Origin of the sequence: Amycolatopsis japonica (assembly GCF_000732925.1) — a bacterium.
Taxonomy (GTDB): Bacteria; Actinomycetota; Actinomycetes; order Mycobacteriales; family Pseudonocardiaceae; genus Amycolatopsis; species Amycolatopsis japonica.
This window is the reverse complement of record NZ_CP008953.1, coordinates 426,577-450,018: the sequence shown is the minus strand read 5'-3', so window position 1 is coordinate 450,018 and position 23,442 is coordinate 426,577. Positions and strand designations below refer to the sequence as shown.

The following is a 23,442-nucleotide window of genomic DNA, read 5'->3' as shown; positions in this document are numbered from 1 at the left end:
GGGAGTGGGAAGCGGGGGCCTCCATGGCCGGGTATCTGAGCCTCAGCGAGTACAAGCGGATGCTGGAAGGCGCGCTGGACGACTTTTGGCAGGCACTCACCAAGCGCTGGATGGAAGACGCCGTCGACGCCATGGCGAAGCTCTCGACCACCGTCCCGTGCTCGCCGGATCCCTGGGCCTGGCAGTGGTCCGCCGAATCGTACGGCCATCTGTCGCATGGCGAAGACCTGTGCGGCTACCTGACCTGGGTCATGGACGGCATGCACGGCCACTACAAGGACGTCCACTGCGAGGGCTGGAACCCGCAGCTGACGAAGTACGTCGAGTGCCACGTCGAACGGAACCTCGCGCAGATCGAGCGGCTGGCCTGGAACCGGCGGCAGGAGGTCGCCAAGTTCGTCCCGCAGCTGGAGGGACCCGACCTCGCGAAGCTGGAGGCCGCCCACAACACGTTCCTGAACGTCGCCGGTAACCTCGGCTACCAGGACAAGAACGGCCGGGTGACCGAACTGCTCGGTCAGGGGGCGGTCGTCGAGAACGTCGAATGGCTGGACGGCGCCACCAGCGCGACCGAGCCCTGGTTCATCGCGTGGACCGGGCTCGCGGCCCAGGAGTTCAGGGAAGGGTTCTTCGCCTCGATCGCGCCGACCATGGCACACCAGTCGCTCATCCTCGCCAGCCTGTCCACGCTGTACTCCACCCGCGCTTCGACGATCCAGGCGACCCGCCTCAACATCATCAAGCGGCTCAACTGGGCCACCAAGAAGCTGGACGAGAAGGTCACCCTCAAGGTCTTCACCGCGGACTCGATCCTGGAGAAGGTCGACCAGGCGCGAACGGTCCACGGCGTCGCGACCAATCTGCTGTCCGCCGCGGCGAAACTCAGCAAGGTCGTGAAGACCGTCGACGAGGCGGGCGGGAAGGTCCTCGGCCCGGTGGGCGCCGTCCTCGATCTGGCCGGTTTCGTCGGCGGGATCATCAAGGGGCTCACCGTCGAGCAGGACGCCATGTCGCTCCAGGACATCCTGCAGAAGCTCACCACGTCGATCCAGGACGAGCACAACGCGTTGTCCGGCCTCGAATCCGACTTCGGCGCGAACGTGCTGGCCCTGCAGAAGGCGATCGCGGGGGTGCACAGCTACGACCTCGAACTCTACGACCTCACCGCGAACAAGCTGCCGAACCAGACCGACCGCGCGAAGTACCACGGGGTCCAGGTCGAGGTCTATTTCGTGCTGCGGTTGGCGCAGACCTGCTTCGAAGCGGCCGAAGGCTATTCGGCACAACTGCGGATTCTCGCCGAGGCCGACAACGCCGACCGGCACCTCGCCGGCCGCGACGAGCAGACGTGCACGGGCGACGACACGACGTTGGAGATCCGGGACGCCGTCGAACAGTTCATGAGGACGAGTTGCGCGCGATTCCTTCTCGCCGGTGAGCAGCTCAGGAAGGCGGCCGAGGCGTACGCGCGAACGGACGGCGAGCTGTCGGACGACCTCAAGAGGATGTTCGCCAACTGGGAAAACGCCAACAAGGACCGGGGGAAGATCGATCCCAATCCCGAGACGGTCGAACGGGAAAGCGCGGCCACGGAGGCGGGCGGAACCGACCGGACCGGGCTTGAGCCGCGGAAGCCTTCGGAGCCGAACTCCACCGATCCGTACGAGGAGGAGCGCCGGAAGCAAGGCGGGAAGTACGCGGTGGACGGGCAACGGTAGCTACTGGTCCGAAGTCCGTGAAGGCCTCCTTGAGGGACTCTGGGTCCCTCAAGGAGGCCTTCACGGACTGGGCACGCAGGCGCCGCGTGGGCAAAGGCGTAACTCACGTGATCACGCGCGTAACTCACGTGATCACGCGCGTAACTCACGTGATCACGCGCGTGACTCGCGTGATCGGATGCCGCACTCGGCAAAGGGAAAGCCCGGACGCGCGAGGCGCGTCCGGGCTTTCCGGTGGTGCTACAGGCTCGAACTCAGAAGTCCATGCCGCCCATGCCACCGGACGGGTCGGCGGGAGCGGCCGAGGCCTTCTCCGGCTTGTCCGCCACGACGGCTTCGGTGGTCAGGAACAGCGCCGCGATGGAAGCGGCGTTCTGCAGCGCGGAGCGGGTGACCTTCGTCGGGTCCGGCACGCCGGCCGCGAGCAGGTCCTCGTACTCGCCCGTGGCGGCGTTGAGGCCGTGGCCCTGCGGGAGGGACTTGACCTTCTCCGCCACGACGCCGCCTTCGAGGCCGGCGTTGATCGCGATCTGCTTGAGCGGCGCCTCGACGGCGACCTTGACGATGTTGGCACCAGTGGCCTCGTCGCCCTCGAGCTTCAGACCGGCGAAGGCGGCCTCGGCGGCCTGGATGAGAGCGACGCCACCACCGGCGACGATGCCCTCTTCGACGGCGGCCTTGGCGTTGCGCACCGCGTCCTCGATGCGGTGCTTGCGCTCCTTCAGCTCGACCTCGGTGGCGGCACCGGCCTTGATGACGGCCACGCCGCCGGCCAGCTTCGCCAGACGCTCCTGGAGCTTCTCGCGGTCGTAGTCCGAGTCCGAGTTGTCGATCTCGGCGCGGATCTGGTTGACGCGACCCTGGATCTGGTCGGCGTCGCCCGCACCCTCGACGATGGTGGTCTCGTCCTTGGTGATGACGGCCTTGCGCGCCTTGCCCAGCAGGGAAAGGTCCGCGTTCTCCAGCTTGAGGCCGACGTCCTCGGAGATGACCTGGCCACCGGTCAGGATCGCGATGTCCTGCAGGATCGCCTTGCGGCGGTCACCGAAGCCCGGCGCCTTGACGGCGACGGACTTGAAGGTGCCGCGCATCTTGTTGACGATGAGGGTGGCCAGGGCCTCGCCCTCGACGTCCTCGGCGATGATCAGCAGCGGCTTGCCGGACTGGATGACCTTCTCCAGCAGCGGCAGGACGTCCTTGACGGTGGAGATCTTGGAGCCGAAGAGCAGGACGTACGGGTCCTCGAGCTCGGCTTCCTGACGCTCCGGGTCGGTCACGAAATAACCGGAGATGTAGCCCTTGTCGAAGCGCATACCCTCGGTGAGCTCGAGCTCGAGCCCGAAGGTGTTGCTCTCCTCGACGGTGACGACGCCTTCCTTGCCGACCTTGTCCAGCGCCTCGGCGATGAGCTCGCCGATGGTGCGGTCCGCGGCGGAGATCGACGCGGTGGCGGCGATCTGCTCCTTGGTCTCGATCTGGACGGCGGCCTTGTGCAGCTGCTCGGTGATGGCCTCGACGGCCGCCTCGATGCCGCGCTTCAGGCTGATGGGGTCGGCCCCGGCGGCGACGTTGCGCAGACCCTCGCGGACGAGAGCCTGGGCGAGCACGGTGGCGGTGGTGGTGCCGTCACCCGCGACGTCGTCGGTCTTCTTGGCAACTTCCTTGACGAGCTCGGCCCCGATCTTCTCCCACGGGTCCTCGAGCTCGATCTCCTTGGCGATGGAGACACCGTCGTTGGTGATCGTCGGCGCGCCCCACTTCTTTTCGAGCACGACGTTCCGGCCCCGCGGGCCGAGGGTCACCTTGACGGCTTCGGCGAGGGTGTTCAAGCCGCGCTCAAGACCGCGGCGGGCGTCCTCGTCGAACGCGATCAGTTTGGCCATTGCGGTGTGGTCCTCCGGTATTGGGCGCCGCCGCACGCCTACTACAGCGCGGCGGCAGGACTCTTCCTCGGCCAGGCTCGGTGCCCGCGACGGACGACCCACCCGATCAAGGGTGCGGCCTCACCGTCCCGACCTTCAGGCGAACGGTCGGTGACCGCTCCGCCTGGCACTCGACGGCGTCGAGTGCCAATGTCGTGTTTAGCACTCTCCAGGGGAGAGTGCAAGAACCGCAGGTCAGCGCGGTGGTATTCAGCTGCTCGGCTTGATGGGGATCGACGACGGCGGCGGCTTCAACGACGAGCCGGGACCCTGCGTTTGGGAGCCGCCGGGGCCGACCGGGATGTTCGGCGCGGTGGTCTGCGGGCCGTTCCCGCCACTCGAATCACCGAAGACGAAGATCGCGGCGACGATCGCGCCCGCGACCACGAGGGCGCCGACGACGATCCAGATCCACTTGGCGCCGCCGCCCTTCTTGGGCTGTTGCTGGAAACCGCCCTGCTGCTGGGGCGGTGGGCCGTAACCGGGGGCGGGCCTTGCTGGAAGCCACCCTGTTGCTGGAAACCGCCCTGCTGGGGCGGCGGGCCGTAGCCAGGGGGCGGGCCTTGCTGGAAACCGCCCTGCTGCTGGAAGCCACCCTGCTGCGGCGGCGGGCCGTAACCGGGCGGCGGGCCCTGCTGGGGCGGGCCTTGCGGCGGGGGCCCCTGCGGTCCCGGTCCCTGCTGGCCGTAGCCGGGCTGCTGTCCTCCGTACGGGTGCACGGGGCCCCCCTCTCCCTGTGGCGGCGTGTTCTGCCGTGGCGCCTGCTGGACGGTCGCGGCCGCCGCCTGCCCGGGCGCGCCGGGAGGCTCGTTCGAAGTCGCGAGCGGACCGAGCGCGCGCCTGGCGGCCGCGATCATCTCAACACAGTTGGGGTAGCGATCGGCGGGATTCTTCGCCATTCCCTTCCGGACGACCTCGTCGATACCGGCAGGCAGGCCGACGATCCGCGAGATGGCCGGGGGCTCGCCGTTCAGATGTCCCTTGATGACCGTCTGCACGTCGCCCTTGAAGGGCGGGCTGCCGGTCAGGCAGGCGTAGAGGACACAGGTGAGCGCGTACTGGTCGGTGCGGCCGTCGAGCGGCTCGCCGCGCAGGTGCTCGGGCGCCGCGTACGTCGGCGAGCCGAGGAAGTCGCCGCCGCGGGTCCGGTGCCCGGTGGCGCCGCGGCGGGTCAGGCCGAAGTCGGCGACGTAGACGTGCTCGCGCGAGGTCTCCTTGCTGGTGACCAGGACGTTCGCCGGTTTGACGTCGAGGTGCACGAGACCCCGGTTGTGCAGGGTGTCGAGCGCGTCGGCGACCTGGTCGAGCATGTTCAGCGCGCGGGCGGGCGCGATCGGGCCACCGGAGATCAGCCCGGCGAGATCGCCGCCGTCGACCATCCGCATGGCGATGTAGAGCATGCCTTCGAGCTCGCCGAAGTCGTACAAGGGCACGACGTTGGCATGGTCGATCGCGGACGTGTTCCGCGCCTCGTCGACGAAGCGTTCGCGGAATTCGGCGTCGGCCCCGAGGTGATCACCGATGACCTTCAGTGCCACCTTGCGCCCGAGCCGCACGTCCGTGGCCTTGTAGGTCACGCTCATGCCGCCCTTGCCGAGCACACCGTCGATGCGGTAGTTGCCCAGCCGGCGACCCGTCAGGTCCCCCGACTCATCGCCTGTCACGCAGCGAAGCCTAACGCGCCAGTTCCGGGCGCCGCCGGGGGTCGCCCGAAGTCTGCTACGAGACCTTGCGTACGTCCGCGGCCTGACTCCGCCCGTCACGGCCGGACTGGACTTCGAATTCCACGCGGTCACCCTCGTCGAGCGTCCGGAATCCGTCGGCCTGAATGGCCGAGTAGTGGACGAAGACGTCGGGCCCTTCGGTGGATTCGATGAATCCGTAGCCCTTTTCCGAGTTGAACCACTTGACGGTGCCGACTGCCACGGCGCACTCCCTCAGCACAGGATCCGTCGGCCTTCTCTGCCCCGGCCGGCGGTTTCGAGTGCAGTTCACGCTACCCGAATTACCGGCGTCGGCAATGCTCAATTCGTCCCAAGGTCATCCGTGAGAAAGCCGCCTATTGCGCGCTTGCACGAGGACGCGTCCTGGTCCCGCGAAGTCCAGCGCGAGCCCTTCGCCGGTGCGCACCGACTGCGGGCCGGACTGGTCGACCGCGCGGAGACGGCACTGCACGGTGTCCGGATAGGCCAGCAGGAAGTCCGGCCGCACGGTGACGAGTTCGCCCGCGGTGAGTTCGAAGGCGTCGACCGGTCCCTGCGCGGCCAGCACGAGCGGGCCGCTTCCGCTGTAGTGCTCCAGGAAACCGGAATCGGCGCCGAAGAGCTTCTGCAGCGGTGCCCAGCCGGGGTCGTGCCGGACGGTCGACGGCCGGGCGAGGATCGCGTCCCGGCTCACGCACCAGCCCCCGCCGCCGTTGAACTCCAGCGGGTAGACGTCGCCGGCGGCCAGCGGCGCGAAGTCGATCCAGCCGCCGCCCTCCGGTGCGTTGAACACCGACGGGGCGGCCTTGCCCGCCCGCGAACCACCGCGGGACGGGACGGTTTCGGTGATGCCGAAACTGCTGGCCAGCATGGTGTCCCCGGCGGCCTGGACGGCCTCGCCGGGGGACAGCAGCACGCGTGCGACCCCGAAGTTCGGGGTGTGCCTCGTCTGGACCCGCATGCGGTCAGCGGGAGGGGACCTGGGCGATCACCCAGGCGGACAGCGCCGACGGGTTGCGGGTCTGGGTGAGCAGCTGGCCCGGACCGGCGAAGTCGAAGACGAGGCCTTCACCGCTCTTCATCGACTGGATGACGCCGGTGGCGACCTTGCGGATCTGGTACTGGACGGTGTCGGCGAACGCGACGACGTGCCCGGTGTCGATGGTGATCACCTCGCCCTGCTGCAGGGTGACCGTCTCCAGCGCGCCGTAGCAGGCCACGACGAGCGGCCCCTGTCCCGTCGCGTGCGTCAGGAAGCCGCCCTCGCCGCCGACGAGGTTCTTGAGACCGCCCCATTTGGTCTCGGTCTGCACGCCGTGGGAGGACGCGAGCCACGAACCGCGCGTGACGCACCAGCCGGTGCGGCCGTCGAGGTTGATGATCTGCATGTCGCCCGGCAGGTTCGCGGCGACGTCGACCCAGCCGCCGTTCTGCGGCGCGGTGTAGGTGGAGATGAAGAAGGACTCGCCGGAGAGGAAGGCGCGGCCGAGGCCCTTCATGATGCCGCCCTGCGCCTGGGACTGGACCTGCACGCCGTAACTCGTCGCCATCATCGCGCCCGACTCGACCTGCGCCGGCTCACCCGGGGCGAGGACGAGCCTCGCCACCGCGAACGATGGCTGGTGACGGATCTGAACCTGCATGTCTTCTTCTCCCCGGATGGTCGTTGTGACGCGCAGAGTCTTGCATGCGGGGCCCGAGGCGGGAGGATGGTCCGGTGATCTCCGTCGACGCCCACCGTGAGACCGTCACCGGCCTGCTCGGAAACGCCCCCGTCATCCGCCTTCCGCTCGCCTCCGCCGCCGGGCTCGTGCTCGCCGAGGACGTCCGCGCGGGGGTTTCGCTGCCGCCGTTCGACAATTCCGCGATGGACGGTTACGCCGTCCGCGCCGAGGACATCGCGGAGGTGCCCGTGACGCTGCCGGTCGCCGAAGACATCCCCGCGGGACGGGTCGACAGCACGAAACTGGAGCCGGGCACCGCGCACCGGATCATGACCGGCGCCCCGATGCCGCCCGGAGCCGACGCGGTGGTGATGGTGGAGCACACGGACGGCGGCGTGACAGACGTCCGGATTCTCAGGACGGCTGTCCTGGGCGCGCATATCCGGCGCCGGGGCGAAGACGTCGTCGAGGGCACGGTGGCGCTTTCCGCGGGGACGGTGCTGGGTCCGGCGCAGCTGGGTCTCGCGGCGGCCGTCGGGCTCGCCGAGGTTCCCGTTTACCGGCCGCTGAAGGTGCTCGTGGTGTCCACCGGGACCGAACTCGTCGACGCGCCGGAACCGTTGCGGCACGGGCAGATCTACGAGTCGAACAGCATCATGCTGGCGTCCGCGATCCGCGCGCTCGGCTGTGAGGCCGAGGTCGTGCGCAGTGTGGTCGACGACGTGGACGAGTTCCGCTCGGTGATCGAGCCGCGGCTGGCGGAGGTCGATCTGCTGGTGACCTCGGGCGGGGTGAGCGCGGGGGCGTACGAAGTGGTGAAGGACGCGCTGACCGGACAGGGCGTGGAGTTCCGGAAGGTCGCGATGCAGCCGGGCGGGCCGCAGGGCTGCGGACGCTGGAACGGCGTGCCGGTGGTGACGCTGCCGGGCAATCCGGTGAGCGTGCTCGTGTCGTTCGAAGCGTTCCTGCGGCCGGCGTTGCTCGCGGCGATGGGGCACGCCGGGGTCGACCGGCAGAAGGTGCGGGCCCGGCTCACCGAGTCGATGACCTCCCCCGCCGGACGGCGCCAGTTCCGGCGGGGCTTCTACACGCATTCCGAAGGCGAGGTCACCGGGATCGTCGGTCCGCGCGGCGGGCCGGGCTCGCATCTGCTGGCGTCGTTCACGCAGGCGAACTGCCTGATCGTGCTGCCGGAGGACGTGGATTCGGCCGAGCAGGGCGACGAGGTGGACGTCCTCCTGCTCTGACCTGCGTTTCGCGGGCTGAAGGGTGTCTCCCGAACTGAAGTGGGCAGGTCAGGCGAGGACACGCGCGCGCGTTTCTTTTCGGCCGGAGGCCTCGGATTTGCGGAGGCGGGCCGCCGACACGGCTGAGCGAGTAGCTCCGCCATGCCGCGGCCCGGCTGTGGAAATCCGAAAGCGCGCTTCGAGAGACACGGCCTAAAGGCGATCCGCCGGGAAGTCGCGGCACCGGCCGACCGGGGTGAACAGCAGGACGAAGACGGCGACGACCTCGAGTCCGGCCATCAGCCCCAGCGTCTGCCGCACGCCGGCCGTCTCGCCGAGGATCCCGCCGAGCAGGCCGCCGAGCGCGACCGCGCCGAAGCTGAGCACGGACGAACTCGCGGTGACCCGGCCGAACATCCCGGCCGGGACGTAGCGCTGCCTGAAGGTGGCGTTGAGGACGTTCGAGCCGACGACGCCCGCGCTGACCGAGAACCCGGCGGCGACGAAGAAGGCGAGCCCCCAGCCGCCGTTCGCCAGCGGGCCGAGCAGCATCATCAGCGCTCCGAAGGCTTCACAGAGCACGAAGGCCCGCGCGGTGCCGATCCGTGCGGCGAGTTTGCCCGACAGCGCGGCGCCGAAGACGCCGCCCGCGCCGACGAGCGCGAGCACGAGCCCCGCGGTGCCTTCCCCCACGCCGAGATCGCGGACGAGGAACACGACCTCGATCGACTGGTAGCCCATGAGCGCGACGTTCGAGATCGCGCCGAAGACCGCCAGGACGCGCAAATACGGGTCGCGGACGACGAAAACGAGGCCGTCGCGGATCTCGTCACGCAGCCGTGAACGCGTCTTCGCCGGGCGCTCGGGCTCGCGGTGCCGGATGGATCGGAGGCACAGCACGGAAATCCCGAAGCTGACGGCGTCGGCGAACACCCCGGCCACGGCGCCGAACCAGTGCGCCAGGAGACCGGCGAGCCCGGGTCCGCCGATCTGCGCGGCGGATTCGCTGCCCTGCAGTTTTTCGTTGGCCTCCTGCAGCTGGTCCTTCTCGACCAGCGAAGGCAGGTACGCGCGATACGCGACGTTGAAGAACACCTTCGCGACGCCGCCCGCCAAGGCGACGACGATCAGCTGGGTCATCGTGAGCAGCCCGGACCACGCCGCGACCGGGACGCTGAGGAAGACCAGCATGGAAATGCCGTTGCACACCAGCATGACCGGGCGTTTCGGCCGTCTGTCGACCCAGGCGCCGGCGGGCAGGCCGATCAGCAGCCAGGGCAGCCAGGCGGCCGCGGTCAGCAGCCCGACCGCGAACGTGCTCGCCTGCAAGGTGACCACCGCGACGAGCGGCAGCGCGACGACGGCGATGGAACTGCCGAGCACGCTGGTCGTCTCGCCGGTCCACAGCAGCCGGAAATCCCTGGAGCGCAGCAAGCCGCCGCGTTCGCGGGTGGTCACGGGCGGGCCGGGACGACGCGGGTGGAGATGAAGACGGGGCGGCGTTCCTGGCCGTCGTCCGGGATCTCGCGGCCGCTGTAGGACTTGATCAGTTCGTGGACCTTCTGTTCGAGCTCGGCCAGCTCGGCGACCGACATCTTCGCCCAGCTGTCGGTGGCGAAGGCGGCGCGATGCCATTCCTCCGGATAGCTGTCGCGTTCGGCGAACCATTGGCGCGCCATGGAAACCTGGCGTTCGAGGGCGAGGGATTCGGCGGCTGCCGCGACCGGGTCGTCGGGGAAGTCCGAAGGCGACCAGGAAACCGCGTAGCTCACGCGGCGCCACCAGCGCTCGCGGCGGTCGCGGGCGAGTTCCGGTGCTTCCTCGACGAGATCGCTCGCGGCCAGCACCTTCAGGTGGTGGCTGACGTTCCCGACCGCCTGCCCGGTCCGTTCGGCGAGCACGGAAGCCGTGCACGGGCCGTCGAGGCGGAGGACGTCGAGCAGGCGGCGCCGCAGCGGATGCGACATCGCGGCGAGCACCTTCGAATCGTGGACTTCGTGGACTTCGCGATCGGCCATAACGCACAACAGTAGTTGCACAAGAGTCCTTGTACAAGTCTCCTTGTGTACTACTCCATCCGGGTCGGTAACCTCGATGGCATGGGTTTCTTCTCGTGGATCGTGTTCGGCGCCATCGCCGGCTGGCTGGCCAATGTCGTGGTGGGCGGCCCGGACCGGCGCGGCGGCTGCCTGTTCAGCATCCTGGTCGGCGTGCTCGGCGCGGCGCTGGGCGGTTTCATCTACCGGCTCGCCACCGGCACCGAACGGACCTTCGAGTTCGACTTCCCCAGCTTCGGCGTCGCGATCCTCGGTTCGATCGTGCTGCTCGCCCTGCTGCGGCTGGTGCGCGGCTCCGGGCGGAGCGACTCGTATCGGCGGTGATCAACGGAGTGACCGTTGGTAACGGTTTTCTCGCGACCGGTGATCATCGGGGCGCGGGGAACTAGAGTGGGACGTTCGCTCAGTTCCAGTGGCCGCGTCCGGGTGCATGTGCCGTCGGGGGGCATATGCATCCGGACGCGCGTGCCTCGGCGATGACGGAGACGGCGCGGACGGGGTCGACGAGCGGAGGCATCGGCGCCGCCGAAATGTCCTTCTTCCAGGCGCGGAACAGCTCGGCGAGTCGCTCGCCTGCGGGGTCCGGGCTGGCGGGCATTCGAGGGTCCTCAAGGTCTGCTATCGGCGTCAATTACCTAGAGTTATCGCGTATTTCGACCTTCCGTTACCGGGATGTGGCCCCTCCCACCCGGCGCGGGGAAACCCTTCCGGGGGAGGCCACGGCCCGTCTCCGGACAGGGCGGTAGCGTGGTGGCTCTTCCTGTCCCGACCCCCCGACACGAACTGCGGTGAACCCGACCAATGAGCGGCAACCGGCCGGAAGCCACTGGTAATCCCCTCGCGCACGCCGTGAAGCTGGCCCGCGAGACCGTTCCGCCGATGCACCCGGCCGGCAGGCCGTTCGTGTTCGGCGGTCTCGCCGCGACGCTGGTGCTGCGGCGGTTCTCCAAGCGCCTCGGCGTCGTCGGCGCGCTCGCGACGGCCGCGACGGCCGCGTTCTTCCGTGAGCCCAAGCGGGTCCCGCCCGCTCAGTCCGGCCTCGCGGTCGCGTCGGCGGACGGTCTGGTCTCGCTGATCGAAGAGGCCGTGCCGCCGCCCGAGCTGGGGCTGCCCGCCGAGCCGCGGATGCGGGTGAGCGTGTTCCTGTCGGTGTTCGACGTGCACGTCCAGCGGATCCCGGCCTCGGGGGTGATCGAGCGGGTCGCGTACCGGCCCGGGAAGTTCCTGTCGGCGGACCTGGACAAGGCGAGCGACGACAACGAGCGCAACTCCGTGCTCATGCGCACCGAAGACGGCCACGAGCTCGTCGTGGTGCAGATCGCCGGGCTGGTGGCCCGGCGCATCCTCTGTGAGATCCGCGAGGGTGACAAGGTCGGCGTCGGCGCGACGTACGGCATCATCCGCTTCGGCTCGCGAGTCGACCTGTATCTGCCGCCGGGCAGCAAGGTTCTCGTCTCGAAGGGCCAGCGCACGATCGGCGGCGAGACGCCGATCGCCGAGCTGCCCACGGCGCCGCACCCGGAAGGCTGATCCATGGTCCGCGTGACCACTCCCGGCGTGCGGCTGCTGCCGAACGCCATCACGGTGCTCGCCCTGTGCGCCGGTCTGTCGTCGGTGCAGTTCGCGCTGATCGGCAACTATCCGATGGCGATCGCGTCGATCGGGATCGCCGCGGTGCTCGACAGTCTCGACGGCCGCATCGCGCGGCTGCTGGACGCGACGTCGAAGATGGGCCAAGAGCTCGACTCGCTGTCCGACGGCATCTCGTTCGGTGTCGCGCCCGCGCTGGTGCTGTACGTCTGGCACGCGGAGGGCGAGCGGATCGGCTGGGTGGCGTCGCTGATCTTCGCGGTCTGCATGATCCTGCGGCTGGCGCGGTTCAACACGCTGATCGAGGACACCGAGCAGCCGCCGTACGCGGGCGAGTTCTTCGTCGGTGTGCCCGCGCCGGCCGGTGGTCTGCTGGCGATGTTGCCGCTGATCCTGGAGCTGCAGTTCGGGCAGGGCTGGTGGTCGCATCAGTACGTGGTGTGGGTGTGGACGATCGCCGTCGCCGCGCTGCTGATCAGCCGGATCCCGACGCTTTCGCTGAAGACGGTGAAGGCGCCGCCCAAGGCGATCGCGCCGCTGCTGGTCGGGGTGGGCCTGCTGGCCGCCGCGATCATCCAGTTCCCGTTGGTGGCGCTGGCGATCGCGCTGGTGCTGTACCTGGCGCACATCCCGTACTCGGTGTACCGGCACCGGTGGCTGGCGAAGCATCCGGAGGCGTGGATGGCGCCGCCGCGGGAACGGCGCGCGATCCGGCGTTCTTCGAGCCGCCGCCGTCTCGGCCTGCGGCCGCCGCTGCGGCGCGTGGTGGCCGGCGCCGCTCAGCGGGTCCGGCTGCAGCGCGGCGAACAGCACGTCGCGCGCGCTCCGCGCACCATCCCGACCGACAAGGACCGGGACAACGGCCGGGGCCCGCGGCGCCGCTCATGGCGCCGGATCGGCCTGCGGAAACGCTGACTCACTCGGCTTGACCGCCCACACCCAGCCCCCCGCCCGTCCCTGGGGGACGGCCCCGCGCCCAGCGTACCGGGGGTGTCCGACGGGACCGGGGGAAACGGGGGCCGGGAGCGGGAGTTGTCCACAAGCGGGTGGGGCTGTGGACAACTTGGGGACAGACGGTCTTGAAGTACATGAAGGCCCCCTTCCTTGCGCCTAGCGCAAGGGGTGGATTCCAGGGATGGTTGCAACACGGGTGATCAACTGGTTTCGGTGAGGAGTTTGGTCAAGCGCTCGGCTGGGGTGTCCCAGCCGAGCGTTTTGCGTGGGCGGCGGTTGAGCTGGGCGGCGACGGCGGTGAGGTGGTCGGGGGTGTGGACGCTCAGGTCTGTGCCTTTGGGGAAGTATTCGCGGAGCAGGCCGTTGGTGTTCTCGTTGGAGCCGCGTTGCCAGGGTGCGTGGGGGTCGCAGAAGTAGACGGGCATGTTGGTGGCGATGCTGAATTCGTGGTGTCGCGCCATTTCCGCGCCTTGGTCCCAGGTGAGGGAGCGGCGTAAGTGTTCGGGCAGGGTTGTGATGGTGGTGACGAGGGCGTCGCGGACGTGTTCGGCGGTGCGGGATTGTCCGAGGTGGACGAGCATGACGTAGCGGGTGGAGCGTTCGACCAGGGTGCCGATCGCGGATGCTCCGTTCTCGCCGATGATGAGGTCGCCTTCCCAGTGGCCGGGGACGGCGCGGTCGTCTGCCTCGGCCGGGCGGTCGCTGATCATCACCATCGGCGTGGTGAACCGGGGCTGGCGTTGCTCGCCGTTGCCGCGGGGTTTGCGCTGGGTGCGGCCGGTGCGTAGCGCGGCTTTGAGTTCGCGGCGCAGCTCGCCGCGGCCTTGGACATACAGGGCTTGATAGATCGTTTCGTGGGCCACGTGCAGCTCCGGCTGGTCGGGGTGATCACGGCGCAGCCGGTTACTGGCTTGTTCGGGGCTGCACCGGTCGTCCAGCATGTCTTGGATCCGGTCCCGCAGCTCGGGGTTGGCCGCGATCTTGCCAGGTTTGGGCCGGGGCCGGCGAGCGTCGGCCCGGGCCTGCGCGGAATAGGGAAGATACTCATCGCTGGCGGGATCGGCGTTGCGGCCCAGTTCCCGGCTGACCGTCGAGGCCGGGCGGCCGATCCGGCGGCCGATCTCCCGGGGGCCGTGCCCGGCCCGCGCCAGATCCGCGATCAGAAGCCGCTCGTCCTGAGACAGAAACCAGGTGGACGGAACCCGTGCTCCGCCCGCAGGCAGGCGGTCCGAGGAAGGCGACTCCGGCACGGACGGGCACGACGGCGGGGCGGAAGGCCTGCCGGCCTTCCGCCCCGTCTGACTCGCGCGTCCTTGCCGCCACCGATGCCCGGTCCGGCGGTTGATCCCCACGATCCGGCACGCCTCAGCAGTGCCCATCCCTTGCGCCACAAGATCAAGATATGCCCGGCGCTCGGCAAGCAGCTTCTTCGGCCCCTGAGGCGACCGATCCATACGGATCTCGAACAACACAACCCCTGAACAACTCAGGTGTTGCAACCACCACTAGAACCCAAGGTGAAGGGGGCCTTCATGTACTTCGGCGGCTCGCCGCGCGGCGGCGTAGATAGGGTGGCGGGGTGAGCGCACCCCAGATCACGCTGACCGTCCGGCACACCCCGTCCGCACTGGACTCCCGCCGCGGCGTCGTCCGGCTGCACCCCGAAGTCCTCGACGCGCTCGGCCTGATGGCCTGGGACGCCGTCCGCGTCACCGGCGCCCGGGTCAGCTCCGCGCTGGCCGCCCCGTCGGACGCCGAGGGGATCCCGGGCGTGATCCTCCTCGACGACGTCACGATGTCGAACCTCGGTGTGACCGAAGGTTCGGAGGTGGTCGTCGCGCCCGCGGAGGTGTCGGCCGCGAAAACGGTCACCGTGGCGGGCTCGCGTATCGCGAGCGTGTCGCTCTCCCCGCACACCCTGCGGCTCGCCCTGATCGGCAAGGTGCTGACCGTCGGCGACGCCGTTTCCCTGCTCCCCCAGGATCTCGCGCCCGCGCCGGGCTCCGACGTGTCCGCGGTCCGTGGTCAGCTTTCCCGCGCCATCGGCATGACGTGGACGAACGAGCTGCTCACCGTCACCGCCACCGAGCCATCGGGGCCGGTCGCCGTCGGACCGTCCACTGTGGTCAGCTGGCGTGACGGCGCCCGCACCGGCGAGGCCGCCCCCGCCGCCGCGCCGGCCCGCGCCGGGACGACGCTGGTACGCAGCACACCCGCCACTCCGCACGAGGATTTCATCGACGCGGAGATCGTCGAAGACGAGCGGATCGACGACGACGTGGCCGAGGAAACCGTGCCTCCCCTGTCGGATCTCGCCGGCTCCGAAGCGGCCGCGCGCAAGCTCGCCGAATGGTTCGACCTGGCCTTCCACCGCCCGGAGCTGCTGGCGAAACTCGGGACGTCGGCGCACCTCGGGGTCCTGCTTTCCGGGCCGGAAGGCGTCGGGAAGGCGACGCTCGTCCGCGCCGTGGCACAGGCCGAGAAGGTGCGGGTGGTGTCGCTCGCGGCGCCGAACATCGCCGTCCTCGAACCGAACGTCGCCGCCGCGCGCCTGCGTGAGGCGATCGAGCAGGCCACCCGTGACGAAGACCCCGCCGTCCTGCTGATCACCGACATCGACGCGCTGCTGCCCGCGTCCCAGCCGCCGCCGCTCGCGACGGTCGTCCTCGACGACCTGCGCAAAGCCTTGCGCCACAAGGGTTTCGCCGTGGTCGCCACCACCGGCCGCGCCGAGTCCACCGATCCGAGGCTGCGCGCCGCCGACCTGCTCGACCGCGAACTCGGCCTGCCGCTCCCCGACGCGAAGACCCGCACGGAACTGCTGCGCGTGCTTCTCCGCGAGGCCCCGCTGGAGTCCGGCGTCGACGTCGGCCCGATCGCCGAGCGCACCCCCGGCTTCGTGGCCGCGGACCTCATCGCACTCCGCCGTGACGCCGCCCTCCGCGCCGCGCTGCGGCAGCGTGAGGCCGACGAGCCGCGGATCTCCCAGCAGGACCTGCTCGACGCGCTCACCACGGTCCGCCCCATCTCGATGTCCACTTCGGACAATCTGGCGACCGGCGGTCTGACGCTGGACGACGTCGGCAACATGACCGACGTCAAGCAGTCGCTCACCGAGGCGGTGCTGTGGCCGCTGCGCTACCCGGACTCGTTCGCCCGCCTCGGCGTCGATCCGCCGCGCGGCGTCCTCCTGTACGGGCCGCCCGGTGGCGGCAAGACGTTCCTGGTCCGCGCCCTCGCGGGCACCGGCGCGCTGAACGTCTTCGCGGTCAAGGGCGCCGAGCTGATGGACAAATGGGTCGGCGAGTCCGAACGCGCGGTGCGGGAGCTCTTCCGTCGCGCCGCCGAGGCAGCGCCCTCGCTGATCTTCCTCGACGAGATCGACGCGCTCGCCCCGCGCCGCGGCCAGTCCTCGGACTCCGGCGTGTCGGACCGCGTCGTCGCGGCCCTGCTGACCGAATTGGACGGTGTCGAGCCGATGCGCGAGGTCGTCGTCCTCGGTGCGACGAACCGCCCCGAGCTGGTCGACCCGGCCCTGCTGCGGCCGGGTCGGCTTGAGCGCCGCGTCTACGTCCCGCCGCCGGACGCGCACGCCCGTGAGGCCATCCTGGCCGCCAGCGCCAAGAACACCCCGCTGGCGTCCGATGTGGACCTCGCGGCGTATGCGGCCACTTTGGACGGTTACTCGGCGGCGGACTGCGCGGCGCTGATCCGGGAGGCCGCGCTGACCGCGATGCGGGAATCGCTGGAGGCCAAGGAGGTCACCGCCGAACATCTGACGAAGGCGGCCAAGGCCGTGCGTCCGTCGCTCGACCCGACCCAGCTCGCGGCGCTGGAAGCGTACGCGCAGACCCAGGTCTGAAGTACGTGAAAGGCCCTCTTCCTCGCGAGGAAGAGGGCCCTTTCACGGATCGGCTAGGAGCCGTCCTTGTCGTTGGTCTTGTAGTCCTTGGTGAGGATGACGATCACGCCCGGGCCGATGTTCTCGATCTCCTTGAACCTCGGCTCGGCGCGGAAACCGAACTCCAGAGCCAGCGCCTTCGCGGCCGCTTCCTCGTCGGTGCCCGGGCGGAAGTAGGCCACCGTCTCGGGGAGCCTGCCCGGGTAGCCCTTGACCTCGGAGACGTTCCAGCCCGAGGCGCGGAAATCCTTCGCGGCCTGCTCGGCGAGGCCCTGGATCGTGCTGTTGTTGTAGACGCGCACCGTCACCCACTTGTGCGACGCCTGCTGGTCGCCACCGGGCTGGCCCGGCTGACCGGTCTGCCCCGGCTGACTCGCCGGCGGCGCGGAGCTCGCGGGCGCGCTCGACGGCGGCGCCGACGACGACGCGGGCGGCGTGCTGGCCGAAGGCGAGCCCGGCGCCGGTGACGAAGGCTGCGTCGCGCCGTCCGAAGACGTGGGCGTGGTGCCGGGCGGGGTCGCGGTGTCCGAGTCACCGCCGCCGCTGGTCAGGGTGATCCCGCCGATCACGGCGGCGATCACGGCGACACCGACCAAGGCCAGTCCGGCGGCCTTCATCGGCCGGGACAGGCCCGAAAACAGACTCATGAGAGATCGATCCCCAGTCGCCGGGCCGCGCGATTGCGCTGCCGGGCCGCTCGCGTCTTTCGCAGGCGCTTCACCAGCATCGGGTCGGCCTGCATGGCTTCGGTCTTCTCGAGCAGCCGGTTCAGCAGCTGGTAGTAGCGCGTCGACGACATCGAGAAGCGTTCGCGGATGGCCTGTTCCTTCGCGCCGGCGTACTTCCACCACTGACGTTCGAACGCGAGCATGTCGAGCTCGCGCTCGCTGAGGCCGTTCACGGTCTCCGACGGGGACGGCTGGTCGGGCTCAGCCATCGACTCCGCGGCGTCCATCCGACTCCTCGCAATCAGGTCAGTGCTCGGCGGGCGTGAAACCACAGGCTTGTCATTCCGCGGCGCCATTAGACCACGGATGCGGCGCCCGGCCTCGGTATCGGCGTCGGCGCGTCACGGGTAAGGGTCTACCAGAAGGGTCCGACTAAACTGCGCGCGTGACCGTCCATCCCATCGTGATCGCCGGCGAGCCCGTGCTGCACAACCCGACTCGGGAGATCACCGAGTTCGACGACAAGCTGCGCACCCTCGTCGACGACATGTTCGAGACCATGTACGCCGCCGAAGGGGTGGGCCTCGCGGCCAACCAGATCGGCCTCGACCTGCGCGTGTTCGTCTACGACTGCCCCGACGACGAGGGCACGCGCCACAAGGGCGTCGTGGTGAACCCGAAGCTCGAGACGTCGGAGATCCCGGAGACGATGCCCGATCCGGACGACGACTGGGAAGGCTGCCTGTCGGCTCCCGGCGAGTCGTACCCGACAGGGCGCGCTTCGTGGGCGAAGGTCACCGGCTTCGACGTCGAGGGTAATCCGATCGAGGTCGAAGGCACCGGCTATCTCGCGCGCTGCCTGCAGCACGAGACCGACCACCTGGACGGCTTCATCTACCTCGACCGGCTCGTCGGGCGGCACGCCCGCGCGGCGAAGAAGATGCTGAAGTCGAACAAATGGGGCGTTCCGGGCAACTCGTGGCTGCCCGAGGCTCAGCCCTCCGACGACTGACCCCTCTCACCGCCGCTCCGCGTGCAATGAAAGGACCTTTACTTGCAAATTTTGCAAGGAAAGGTCCTTTCATTGCGTTCACGCGAGGGTCAGCACCCCAGGAAGTGGCACCGCACGACCCGCGGCTGCTCGATCACCTTCCCGGCCTCCACCGACCACGCGAGCCGGAGGTACTGGGCGTGCGTCCAGGCCAGCGGCGTCGCGGACGCGGTCGGCGTGCCCGCCGGGAAGCCCGGGCGCCCCGAAGGCGCGTTCTCGTCCCAGACCTGCTCCGGCATCGTGTCCCCGGAGCTGCTGACGCGCCCGAGATCGCGAAGCCGCTTCGCGGCCGTACCCCGGTCACCGGCGGCGAGGTCGTACTCGCCGCGTTCACCCGCGAGCAGCGGCCACAGTCGCCCGAAGGTGGTCCGGCTTTCGGCCGGGAACGTGTAGTCCCACGGCGAGCCGTCGGCCTTCTCGCCGTATCCGTCCTTCGTGTAGCGGTGCCAGAACTGCCCCGTCGGGGTGGTGAACGCGATGTCGGCGTCGGTGACCTTGATGCTGTTCTTGATCACCGGGTCATCGGCGCCGTAGATACCCAGCCTCACCAGTTCGAGGAATCCGGCGTCGGTCACCGCACGCTGGTCCATGGTCACGCTGGAATTGCCCAGGTTGTACTTCGTGCCGTTGTTCGCGTCGCCGTCCTTGGTCAGCCGGACGAAGTACGGGTCCTTCGACAGCGGGCCGTTCGTGGTCACCGTCCACCGGGCGAGTTTCGCTTTGAAGGCGTCGGCGGCCGCGAGGTAGCGCGCCGCGTCGGCGTCGGCACCGTTCGCCTTGGCGAGGTCGGCCGCGCAGACCAGCCCGGCGATCACCGCGGCGATCGTCGAAGGCGAGTAGCCGTCCTGCTCCTCCCAGCGTTCCTGCTGGCTGTACGGCGACGCGTGCCCGTTGTCCGCCTTGTAGGACAACAGGAATTCCGCCGCCTTGCGCACACCGCGCCAGGTCTTCGCGTCGGTGCGGCCGAGTTGCTGCGCGAGCACGATCGGCAACGCGGTCTCGTCGAGCTGGATGGACGTCCAGTACGGCGTGCCGTCGACGTGGCTGTTCTGCGGCAGATGCCCGTCCGGCAGCTGCTGCGTGCCGAACATGTAGTCGACCGACCGGTTCGCGGCGTCGCGATCGCCGGCGGCGAGCAGCCCGGTCGCGATCTGGTAGAGGTCACGCGGCCAGACCAGGTGATACGTGCCCGACGGCGACCACTCGGGGTCGTTGTTCCCGAACCGCCACGGCATGCTCGGCGACGCGATGAGCGCCCCCTGGTGGATCTTGTCCTCGCTCGCCGCGAGCATGAGCACTGACGCCTGATAGAGATCGCGCTCCCGCTTGGTCTTCAAGGAGGACGGCGCGTCCTTCACCTGACGGAGGTACTGCTTCCACCCGCGGTCGTACGCGCGGGCGGCGTCGGCGAATCCGCGCCGCAGTGAGGCCTTCGCGTTGGCGAGCGCGTCGGAGTCCTTCGCGCCCATACCCAGCGAAAGCGTGAAGTCACGCGAGCGGACACCGTCGACGGAGGTCTGCCCGGTGATCAGCACGTTGCCCTTGGCCGCGGTCGCGTAATCCTTGAGCCTGAAGGACTTCGTCAACTGCGTGAGGCCGTCGGAGGAGCCCGCGAAGCCGACGGAAGTCCGCGAGAACGCCGGTTCCGCCGCCAACGCGGCCGCAGTCTTCGCATCCGACGAGACCGCGCTCGCACCCTGTGAACGCGCGGAGTCGTCGGATCCTTCGTTGGTGAGATCGGGATCCGCGACCGCGTACACCTGGTACGGGCGGCCGGTCAGCGAAACGAAGTCGACGTCGATCAGCACACTCGCGCGCGCCGGGTCGGTGACGTAGGTCTTGCGGAGCTTCCAGCGGCGCTGGTCGTCGGTCACGGTCTGTTCGTAGGTGAGGCCGCCGGTGCGGCGAACCTGCTGGGCCTTGGCCGACGAATCGACGGTCGCGAAGCTCGTCCCGTCGGTCACGACGAGATCCAGCGACCGCACGCCGGGCGTCGACAGATCCGGGTAGTAGACCTCGGACATCCGGCCGCCCTGCAGGGTGAACCAGACGTTGCTCGCCCGTTCGCGGGCGGTGCCGAAGCCGGTCTTGTCGGCCGGTAGCCAGCTCGGATGGGCGCCTGGCGCACCTGGCGCCTCACCTCCCTGGGCCTCGGCGACCGCCGGGACCAGCCCCGCGATCACCACGCCTGCCAGTGCCGGGAGCACGAGTTTCCGCATATCCACCCCAGACTTCTGTAACGGTGCAGAACCTCCGGGATTCTGTCGTGAATCCCCGGCGCGCACAGGACCCGAACCGGTGAACCGTCAACGCTGTCGACAAGTCGTCACCCGAGGGCGGGTTGATTGATGCGGCCCCGGCGTGGCATGGTCGGGGCACAACCAAACAACCGCGGGAGCTCGCGCCATGGCGGGCTGAGAGGGCGGCTGGTGTCTTTCTAGAGGACCCGGTGCCGCCGACCGCATGAACCTGACCGGGTAATGCCGGCGTAGGGAGTGAACGTCGTTGACGACGCTTGAGAACGCCCAGGGCATCAAGCCGACCGTGACCACCGGTCCGATCACCGGTTCCCGGAAGGTCTATCACCAGACGGAATCCGGTCTCCGGGTCCCCGCGAGGCGGATCGATCTTTCGAACGGCGAGCATTTCGACGTTTACGACACCTCGGGCCCGTACACCGACGACGACGCGCAGATCGATGTCCACAGTGGACTCCATCGGCTGCGCGCCGGATGGGCCGACGGTCGTGAGCACAACACCCAGCTCGGCTGGGCCAAACAGGGCGTCCTCACCCGCGAGATGGAGTACATCGCGGCACGCGAGCGCTGCTCGCCGGAATTCGTGCGGGACGAGGTCGCGCGCGGCCGCGCGGTGATCCCCGCCAACCGCAAGCACCCGGAGACCGAGCCGATGATCATCGGCAAGAACTTCCTGGTGAAGATCAACGCCAACATGGGCAACTCGGCCGTCTGGTCCTCCGTGGAGGAGGAGGTCGACAAGATGGTGTGGGCCACCCGCTGGGGCGCCGACACGATCATGGACCTCTCCACCGGCAAGCGGATCCACGAGACGCGCGAGTGGATCATCCGCAACTCGCCCGTCCCGGTCGGCACCGTGCCGATCTACCAGGCACTGGAAAAGGTCAACGGAGAGCCCGAAAAGCTGTCGTGGGAGGTCTACCGCGACACGATCATCGAGCAGTGCGAACAGGGCGTCGACTACGTCACCGTGCACGCGGGTGTGCTGCTGCGCTACATCCCGCTGACCGCGCGCCGGGTCACCGGCATCGTCTCGCGCGGCGGCTCGATCATGGCGGCGTGGTGCCTCGCGCACCACAAGGAATCGTTCCTGTACACCAATTTCGCCGAGCTCTGCGACATCCTGCGCGAGTACGACGTCACCTTCTCCCTCGGTGACGGCCTGCGGCCGGGCTCGATCGCCGACGCGAACGACCGCGCGCAGTTCGCCGAACTCGAGACGCTGGGCGAGCTCACGCACATCGCCCGCGAACACGACGTCCAGGTGATGATCGAGGGCCCCGGCCACGTGCCGATGCACAAGATCAAGGAGAACGTCGAGCTCGAGGAGAAGCTGACCGGCGAGGCGCCGTTCTACACCCTCGGCCCGCTCGCGACCGACATCGCGCCGGCGTACGACCACATCACCTCGGCCATCGGCGCGGCGCAGATCGGCTGGTACGGCACGGCGATGCTCTGCTACGTCACGCCGAAGGAGCACCTCGGCCTGCCGAACCGCGACGACGTGAAGACCGGCGTCATCACCTACAAGATCGCCGCGCACGCCGCCGACCTCGCCAAGGGCCACCAGTACGCGCAGGAGTGGGACGACGAGCTGTCCAAGGCCCGCTTCGAATTCCGCTGGAACGACCAGTTCAACCTGTCGCTGGACCCGGACACGGCGCGCTCGTACCACGACGAGACACTGCCCGCGGAACCGGCGAAGACGGCGCACTTCTGCTCGATGTGCGGGCCGAAGTTCTGCTCGATGCGCATCACGCAGGACGTCCGCAAGTACGCCGAGGAACACGGACTGTCCACTGTGGAAGCCATCGAGGCGGGCATGTCGGAGAAGTCGACCGAATTCGCCGAGCAGGGCAACAAGGTGTACCTGCCGGTGGTCAATCCGTGACAGCCACGCCCAGGACGGCCCTCACCATCGCCGGATCGGATTCCGGTGGCGGTGCGGGCATCCAGGCCGATCTGCGCACCTTCTTCGCCAACGGCGTGCACGGGATGGTCGCGCTGACCGCGGTCACCGTGCAGAACTCGCTGGGGGTGCAGGGGTTCAGCGAGATCCCGGTCGACGTCGTCACCGGCCAGATCAAGGCCGTCGCCACGGACATGGGCGTCGATGCGGCGAAGACCGGGATGCTCGCGACGGCCGAGATCATCAACGCCGTCGCGAAGACCCTCGACGAGGTCCACATCGGACGCTCGACGGGTACGCCGTTCGTCGTGGACCCCGTCGCCGCTTCGATGACGGGGCACGCGTTGCTGCGCGAGGAGGCGCTGGAGGCGATCCGCACCGAACTCTTCCCGCGCGCCACGCTGATCACGCCGAACCTGGACGAGGTGCGGCTGCTGACCGGCGTCGACGTCACCGGGCCCGCGACCCAGCGGGAGGCGGCGGAAGCGTTGCTGGAATTCGGTTCCGAGTGGGTGCTGGTGAAGGGCGGCCACCTCGACGCCGCCCAGGACTGCGTGGACTTGTTGTCCGACGGCGAATCCTGGGTCGAGCTGAGCGGTCCGCGTTTCGACACCCGCAACACCCACGGCGGCGGGGACACGATGGCTTCGGCGATCACGTCCTCGCTGGCGAAAGGGGCCGACGTCCCGACCGCCGTCGCCGAGGGAAAACGGTTCATCGAACGGTGCGTCGCGGAGTCGTATCCGCTGGGGGCCGGGGTCGGCCCCGTTTCACCCTTCTGGCGGCTCTCCAGCCCCTGACGCGTGCAATGAAAGGACCTT

The 23,442-nt window shown here is 69.2% G+C and carries 19 protein-coding genes and 1 pseudogene; 9 read left to right on the top strand and 11 right to left on the bottom strand.

From position 1 onward, the window contains the following. Positions 1-23: 23 nt before the first annotated feature. On the top strand, positions 24-1,718 hold the full coding sequence (locus AJAP_RS02300; protein WP_038507821.1) for a hypothetical protein: 1,695 nt from the start codon (positions 24-26) through the stop codon (positions 1,716-1,718). 254 nt (positions 1,719-1,972) lie between these two features. On the opposite strand, the gene groL is transcribed toward AJAP_RS02300, so the two are convergent. From groL to AJAP_RS02275, 5 genes and pseudogenes are all read right to left on the bottom strand, one after another. Next, a complete protein-coding gene (groL, locus tag AJAP_RS02295) occupies positions 1,973-3,601 on the bottom strand; it encodes a chaperonin GroEL (protein WP_037335595.1) in 1,629 nt (542 codons plus the stop codon). A 249-nt stretch (positions 3,602-3,850) separates the two neighbouring features. Continuing rightward, a pseudogene (locus AJAP_RS02290) lies at positions 3,851-5,304 on the bottom strand (serine/threonine-protein kinase). Between the two features lie 55 nt (positions 5,305-5,359). Continuing rightward, complete coding sequence (locus AJAP_RS02285) at positions 5,360-5,566, bottom strand: cold-shock protein (RefSeq protein WP_005164266.1); 207 nt, start codon at positions 5,564-5,566, stop codon at positions 5,360-5,362. Positions 5,567-5,680: 114 nt separating this feature from the next. Then, a complete protein-coding gene (locus AJAP_RS02280) occupies positions 5,681-6,304 on the bottom strand; it encodes an AIM24 family protein (protein WP_038507818.1) in 624 nt (207 codons plus the stop codon). A 4-nt stretch (positions 6,305-6,308) separates the two neighbouring features. Further along, a complete protein-coding gene (locus tag AJAP_RS02275) occupies positions 6,309-6,986 on the bottom strand; it encodes a TIGR00266 family protein (RefSeq protein WP_038507816.1) in 678 nt (225 codons plus the stop codon). Positions 6,987-7,060: 74 nt separating this feature from the next. Here AJAP_RS02275 and moeA point away from each other — a divergent pair, with 74 nt between their 5' ends. Then, the gene (gene moeA / locus AJAP_RS02270) at positions 7,061-8,254 is read left to right on the top strand and encodes a molybdopterin molybdotransferase MoeA (RefSeq protein WP_038507814.1); all 1,194 of its coding nucleotides are present in this window, start codon (positions 7,061-7,063) and stop codon (positions 8,252-8,254) included. 192 nt (positions 8,255-8,446) lie between these two features. Here the strand turns inward: moeA and AJAP_RS02265 are convergent, their stop codons facing one another. Then, positions 8,447-9,691, bottom strand: coding sequence for an MFS transporter (locus AJAP_RS02265; RefSeq protein ID WP_038507812.1), 1,245 nt, complete (start codon positions 9,689-9,691; stop codon positions 8,447-8,449). Continuing rightward, the gene (locus tag AJAP_RS02260) at positions 9,688-10,251 is read right to left on the bottom strand and encodes an ArsR/SmtB family transcription factor (protein WP_037335572.1); all 564 of its coding nucleotides are present in this window, start codon (positions 10,249-10,251) and stop codon (positions 9,688-9,690) included. The genes AJAP_RS02265 and AJAP_RS02260 overlap by 4 nt, the downstream gene beginning before the upstream one ends. Before the next feature lie 81 nt (positions 10,252-10,332). On the opposite strand from AJAP_RS02260, the gene AJAP_RS02255 reads away from it, so the two are divergent. From AJAP_RS02255 to pssA, 3 genes are all read left to right on the top strand, one after another. After that, the gene (locus AJAP_RS02255; protein ID WP_038507811.1) at positions 10,333-10,614 is read left to right on the top strand and encodes a GlsB/YeaQ/YmgE family stress response membrane protein; all 282 of its coding nucleotides are present in this window, start codon (positions 10,333-10,335) and stop codon (positions 10,612-10,614) included. Between the two features lie 477 nt (positions 10,615-11,091). Beyond that, entirely contained in the window at positions 11,092-11,820 is a 729-nt protein-coding gene (locus AJAP_RS02245) for a phosphatidylserine decarboxylase (RefSeq protein WP_038507807.1), read from the top strand. A 3-nt stretch (positions 11,821-11,823) separates the two neighbouring features. Continuing rightward, positions 11,824-12,795, top strand: a complete 972-nt coding sequence (gene pssA, locus AJAP_RS02240) for a CDP-diacylglycerol--serine O-phosphatidyltransferase (RefSeq protein WP_038507805.1) — start codon at positions 11,824-11,826, stop codon at positions 12,793-12,795. Positions 12,796-13,034: 239 nt separating this feature from the next. On the opposite strand, the gene AJAP_RS02235 is transcribed toward pssA, so the two are convergent. Further along, a complete protein-coding gene (locus AJAP_RS02235; RefSeq protein WP_228694848.1) occupies positions 13,035-14,213 on the bottom strand; it encodes an IS30 family transposase in 1,179 nt (392 codons plus the stop codon). Positions 14,214-14,413: 200 nt separating this feature from the next. Here AJAP_RS02235 and AJAP_RS02230 point away from each other — a divergent pair, with 200 nt between their 5' ends. After that, positions 14,414-16,696, top strand: a complete 2,283-nt coding sequence (locus tag AJAP_RS02230) for an AAA family ATPase (protein WP_038507803.1) — start codon at positions 14,414-14,416, stop codon at positions 16,694-16,696. A 53-nt stretch (positions 16,697-16,749) separates the two neighbouring features. Here the strand turns inward: AJAP_RS02230 and AJAP_RS02225 are convergent, their stop codons facing one another. Further along, complete coding sequence (locus AJAP_RS02225) at positions 16,750-17,382, bottom strand: LytR C-terminal domain-containing protein (protein ID WP_084098007.1); 633 nt, start codon at positions 17,380-17,382, stop codon at positions 16,750-16,752. Further along, positions 17,379-17,690: a DUF3263 domain-containing protein gene (locus AJAP_RS02220; RefSeq protein ID WP_005160574.1), complete on the bottom strand. Its 312-nt coding sequence runs from the start codon at positions 17,688-17,690 to the stop codon at positions 17,379-17,381. The genes AJAP_RS02225 and AJAP_RS02220 overlap by 4 nt, the downstream gene beginning before the upstream one ends. A gap of 158 nt (positions 17,691-17,848) precedes the next feature. Here AJAP_RS02220 and AJAP_RS02215 point away from each other — a divergent pair, with 158 nt between their 5' ends. Beyond that, entirely contained in the window at positions 17,849-18,415 is a 567-nt protein-coding gene (locus AJAP_RS02215) for a peptide deformylase (RefSeq protein ID WP_037335552.1), read from the top strand. An 89-nt stretch (positions 18,416-18,504) separates the two neighbouring features. Here AJAP_RS02215 and AJAP_RS02210 read toward each other — a convergent pair whose 3' ends face one another. Then, entirely contained in the window at positions 18,505-20,673 is a 2,169-nt protein-coding gene (locus AJAP_RS02210; protein WP_038507802.1) for a glycoside hydrolase family 15 protein, read from the bottom strand. 286 nt (positions 20,674-20,959) lie between these two features. Between AJAP_RS02210 and thiC the strand changes: the two genes are divergently transcribed. Further along, positions 20,960-22,603: a phosphomethylpyrimidine synthase ThiC gene (gene thiC / locus AJAP_RS02205; protein WP_051972313.1), complete on the top strand. Its 1,644-nt coding sequence runs from the start codon at positions 20,960-20,962 to the stop codon at positions 22,601-22,603. Continuing rightward, positions 22,600-23,421, top strand: coding sequence for a bifunctional hydroxymethylpyrimidine kinase/phosphomethylpyrimidine kinase (gene thiD, locus AJAP_RS02200; RefSeq protein ID WP_038507800.1), 822 nt, complete (start codon positions 22,600-22,602; stop codon positions 23,419-23,421). Before thiC ends, thiD begins: the two co-directional genes overlap by 4 nt. Positions 23,422-23,442 lie beyond the last annotated feature (21 nt).

Bases quoted from the DNA above. Each gene is read 5' to 3' on its own strand.
- AJAP_RS02300 (WP_038507821.1), top strand. From the start codon at position 24: ATGGCCGGGTATCTGAGCCTCAGCGAGTACAAGCGGATGCTGGAAGGC.
- groL (WP_037335595.1), bottom strand. From the start codon at position 3,601: ATGGCCAAACTGATCGCGTTCGACGAGGACGCCCGCCGCGGTCTTGAG.
- AJAP_RS02280 (WP_038507818.1), bottom strand. From the start codon at position 6,304: ATGCGGGTCCAGACGAGGCACACCCCGAACTTCGGGGTCGCACGCGTG.
- AJAP_RS02275 (WP_038507816.1), bottom strand. From the start codon at position 6,986: ATGCAGGTTCAGATCCGTCACCAGCCATCGTTCGCGGTGGCGAGGCTC.
- AJAP_RS02260 (WP_037335572.1), bottom strand. From the start codon at position 10,251: ATGGCCGATCGCGAAGTCCACGAAGTCCACGATTCGAAGGTGCTCGCC.
- AJAP_RS02255 (WP_038507811.1), top strand. From the start codon at position 10,333: ATGGGTTTCTTCTCGTGGATCGTGTTCGGCGCCATCGCCGGCTGGCTG.
- AJAP_RS02245 (WP_038507807.1), top strand. From the start codon at position 11,092: ATGAGCGGCAACCGGCCGGAAGCCACTGGTAATCCCCTCGCGCACGCC.
- pssA (WP_038507805.1), top strand. From the start codon at position 11,824: ATGGTCCGCGTGACCACTCCCGGCGTGCGGCTGCTGCCGAACGCCATC.
- AJAP_RS02235 (WP_228694848.1), bottom strand. From the start codon at position 14,213: ATGGGCACTGCTGAGGCGTGCCGGATCGTGGGGATCAACCGCCGGACC.
- AJAP_RS02225 (WP_084098007.1), bottom strand. From the start codon at position 17,382: ATGAGTCTGTTTTCGGGCCTGTCCCGGCCGATGAAGGCCGCCGGACTG.
- AJAP_RS02220 (WP_005160574.1), bottom strand. From the start codon at position 17,690: ATGGACGCCGCGGAGTCGATGGCTGAGCCCGACCAGCCGTCCCCGTCG.
- AJAP_RS02210 (WP_038507802.1), bottom strand. From the start codon at position 20,673: ATGCGGAAACTCGTGCTCCCGGCACTGGCAGGCGTGGTGATCGCGGGG.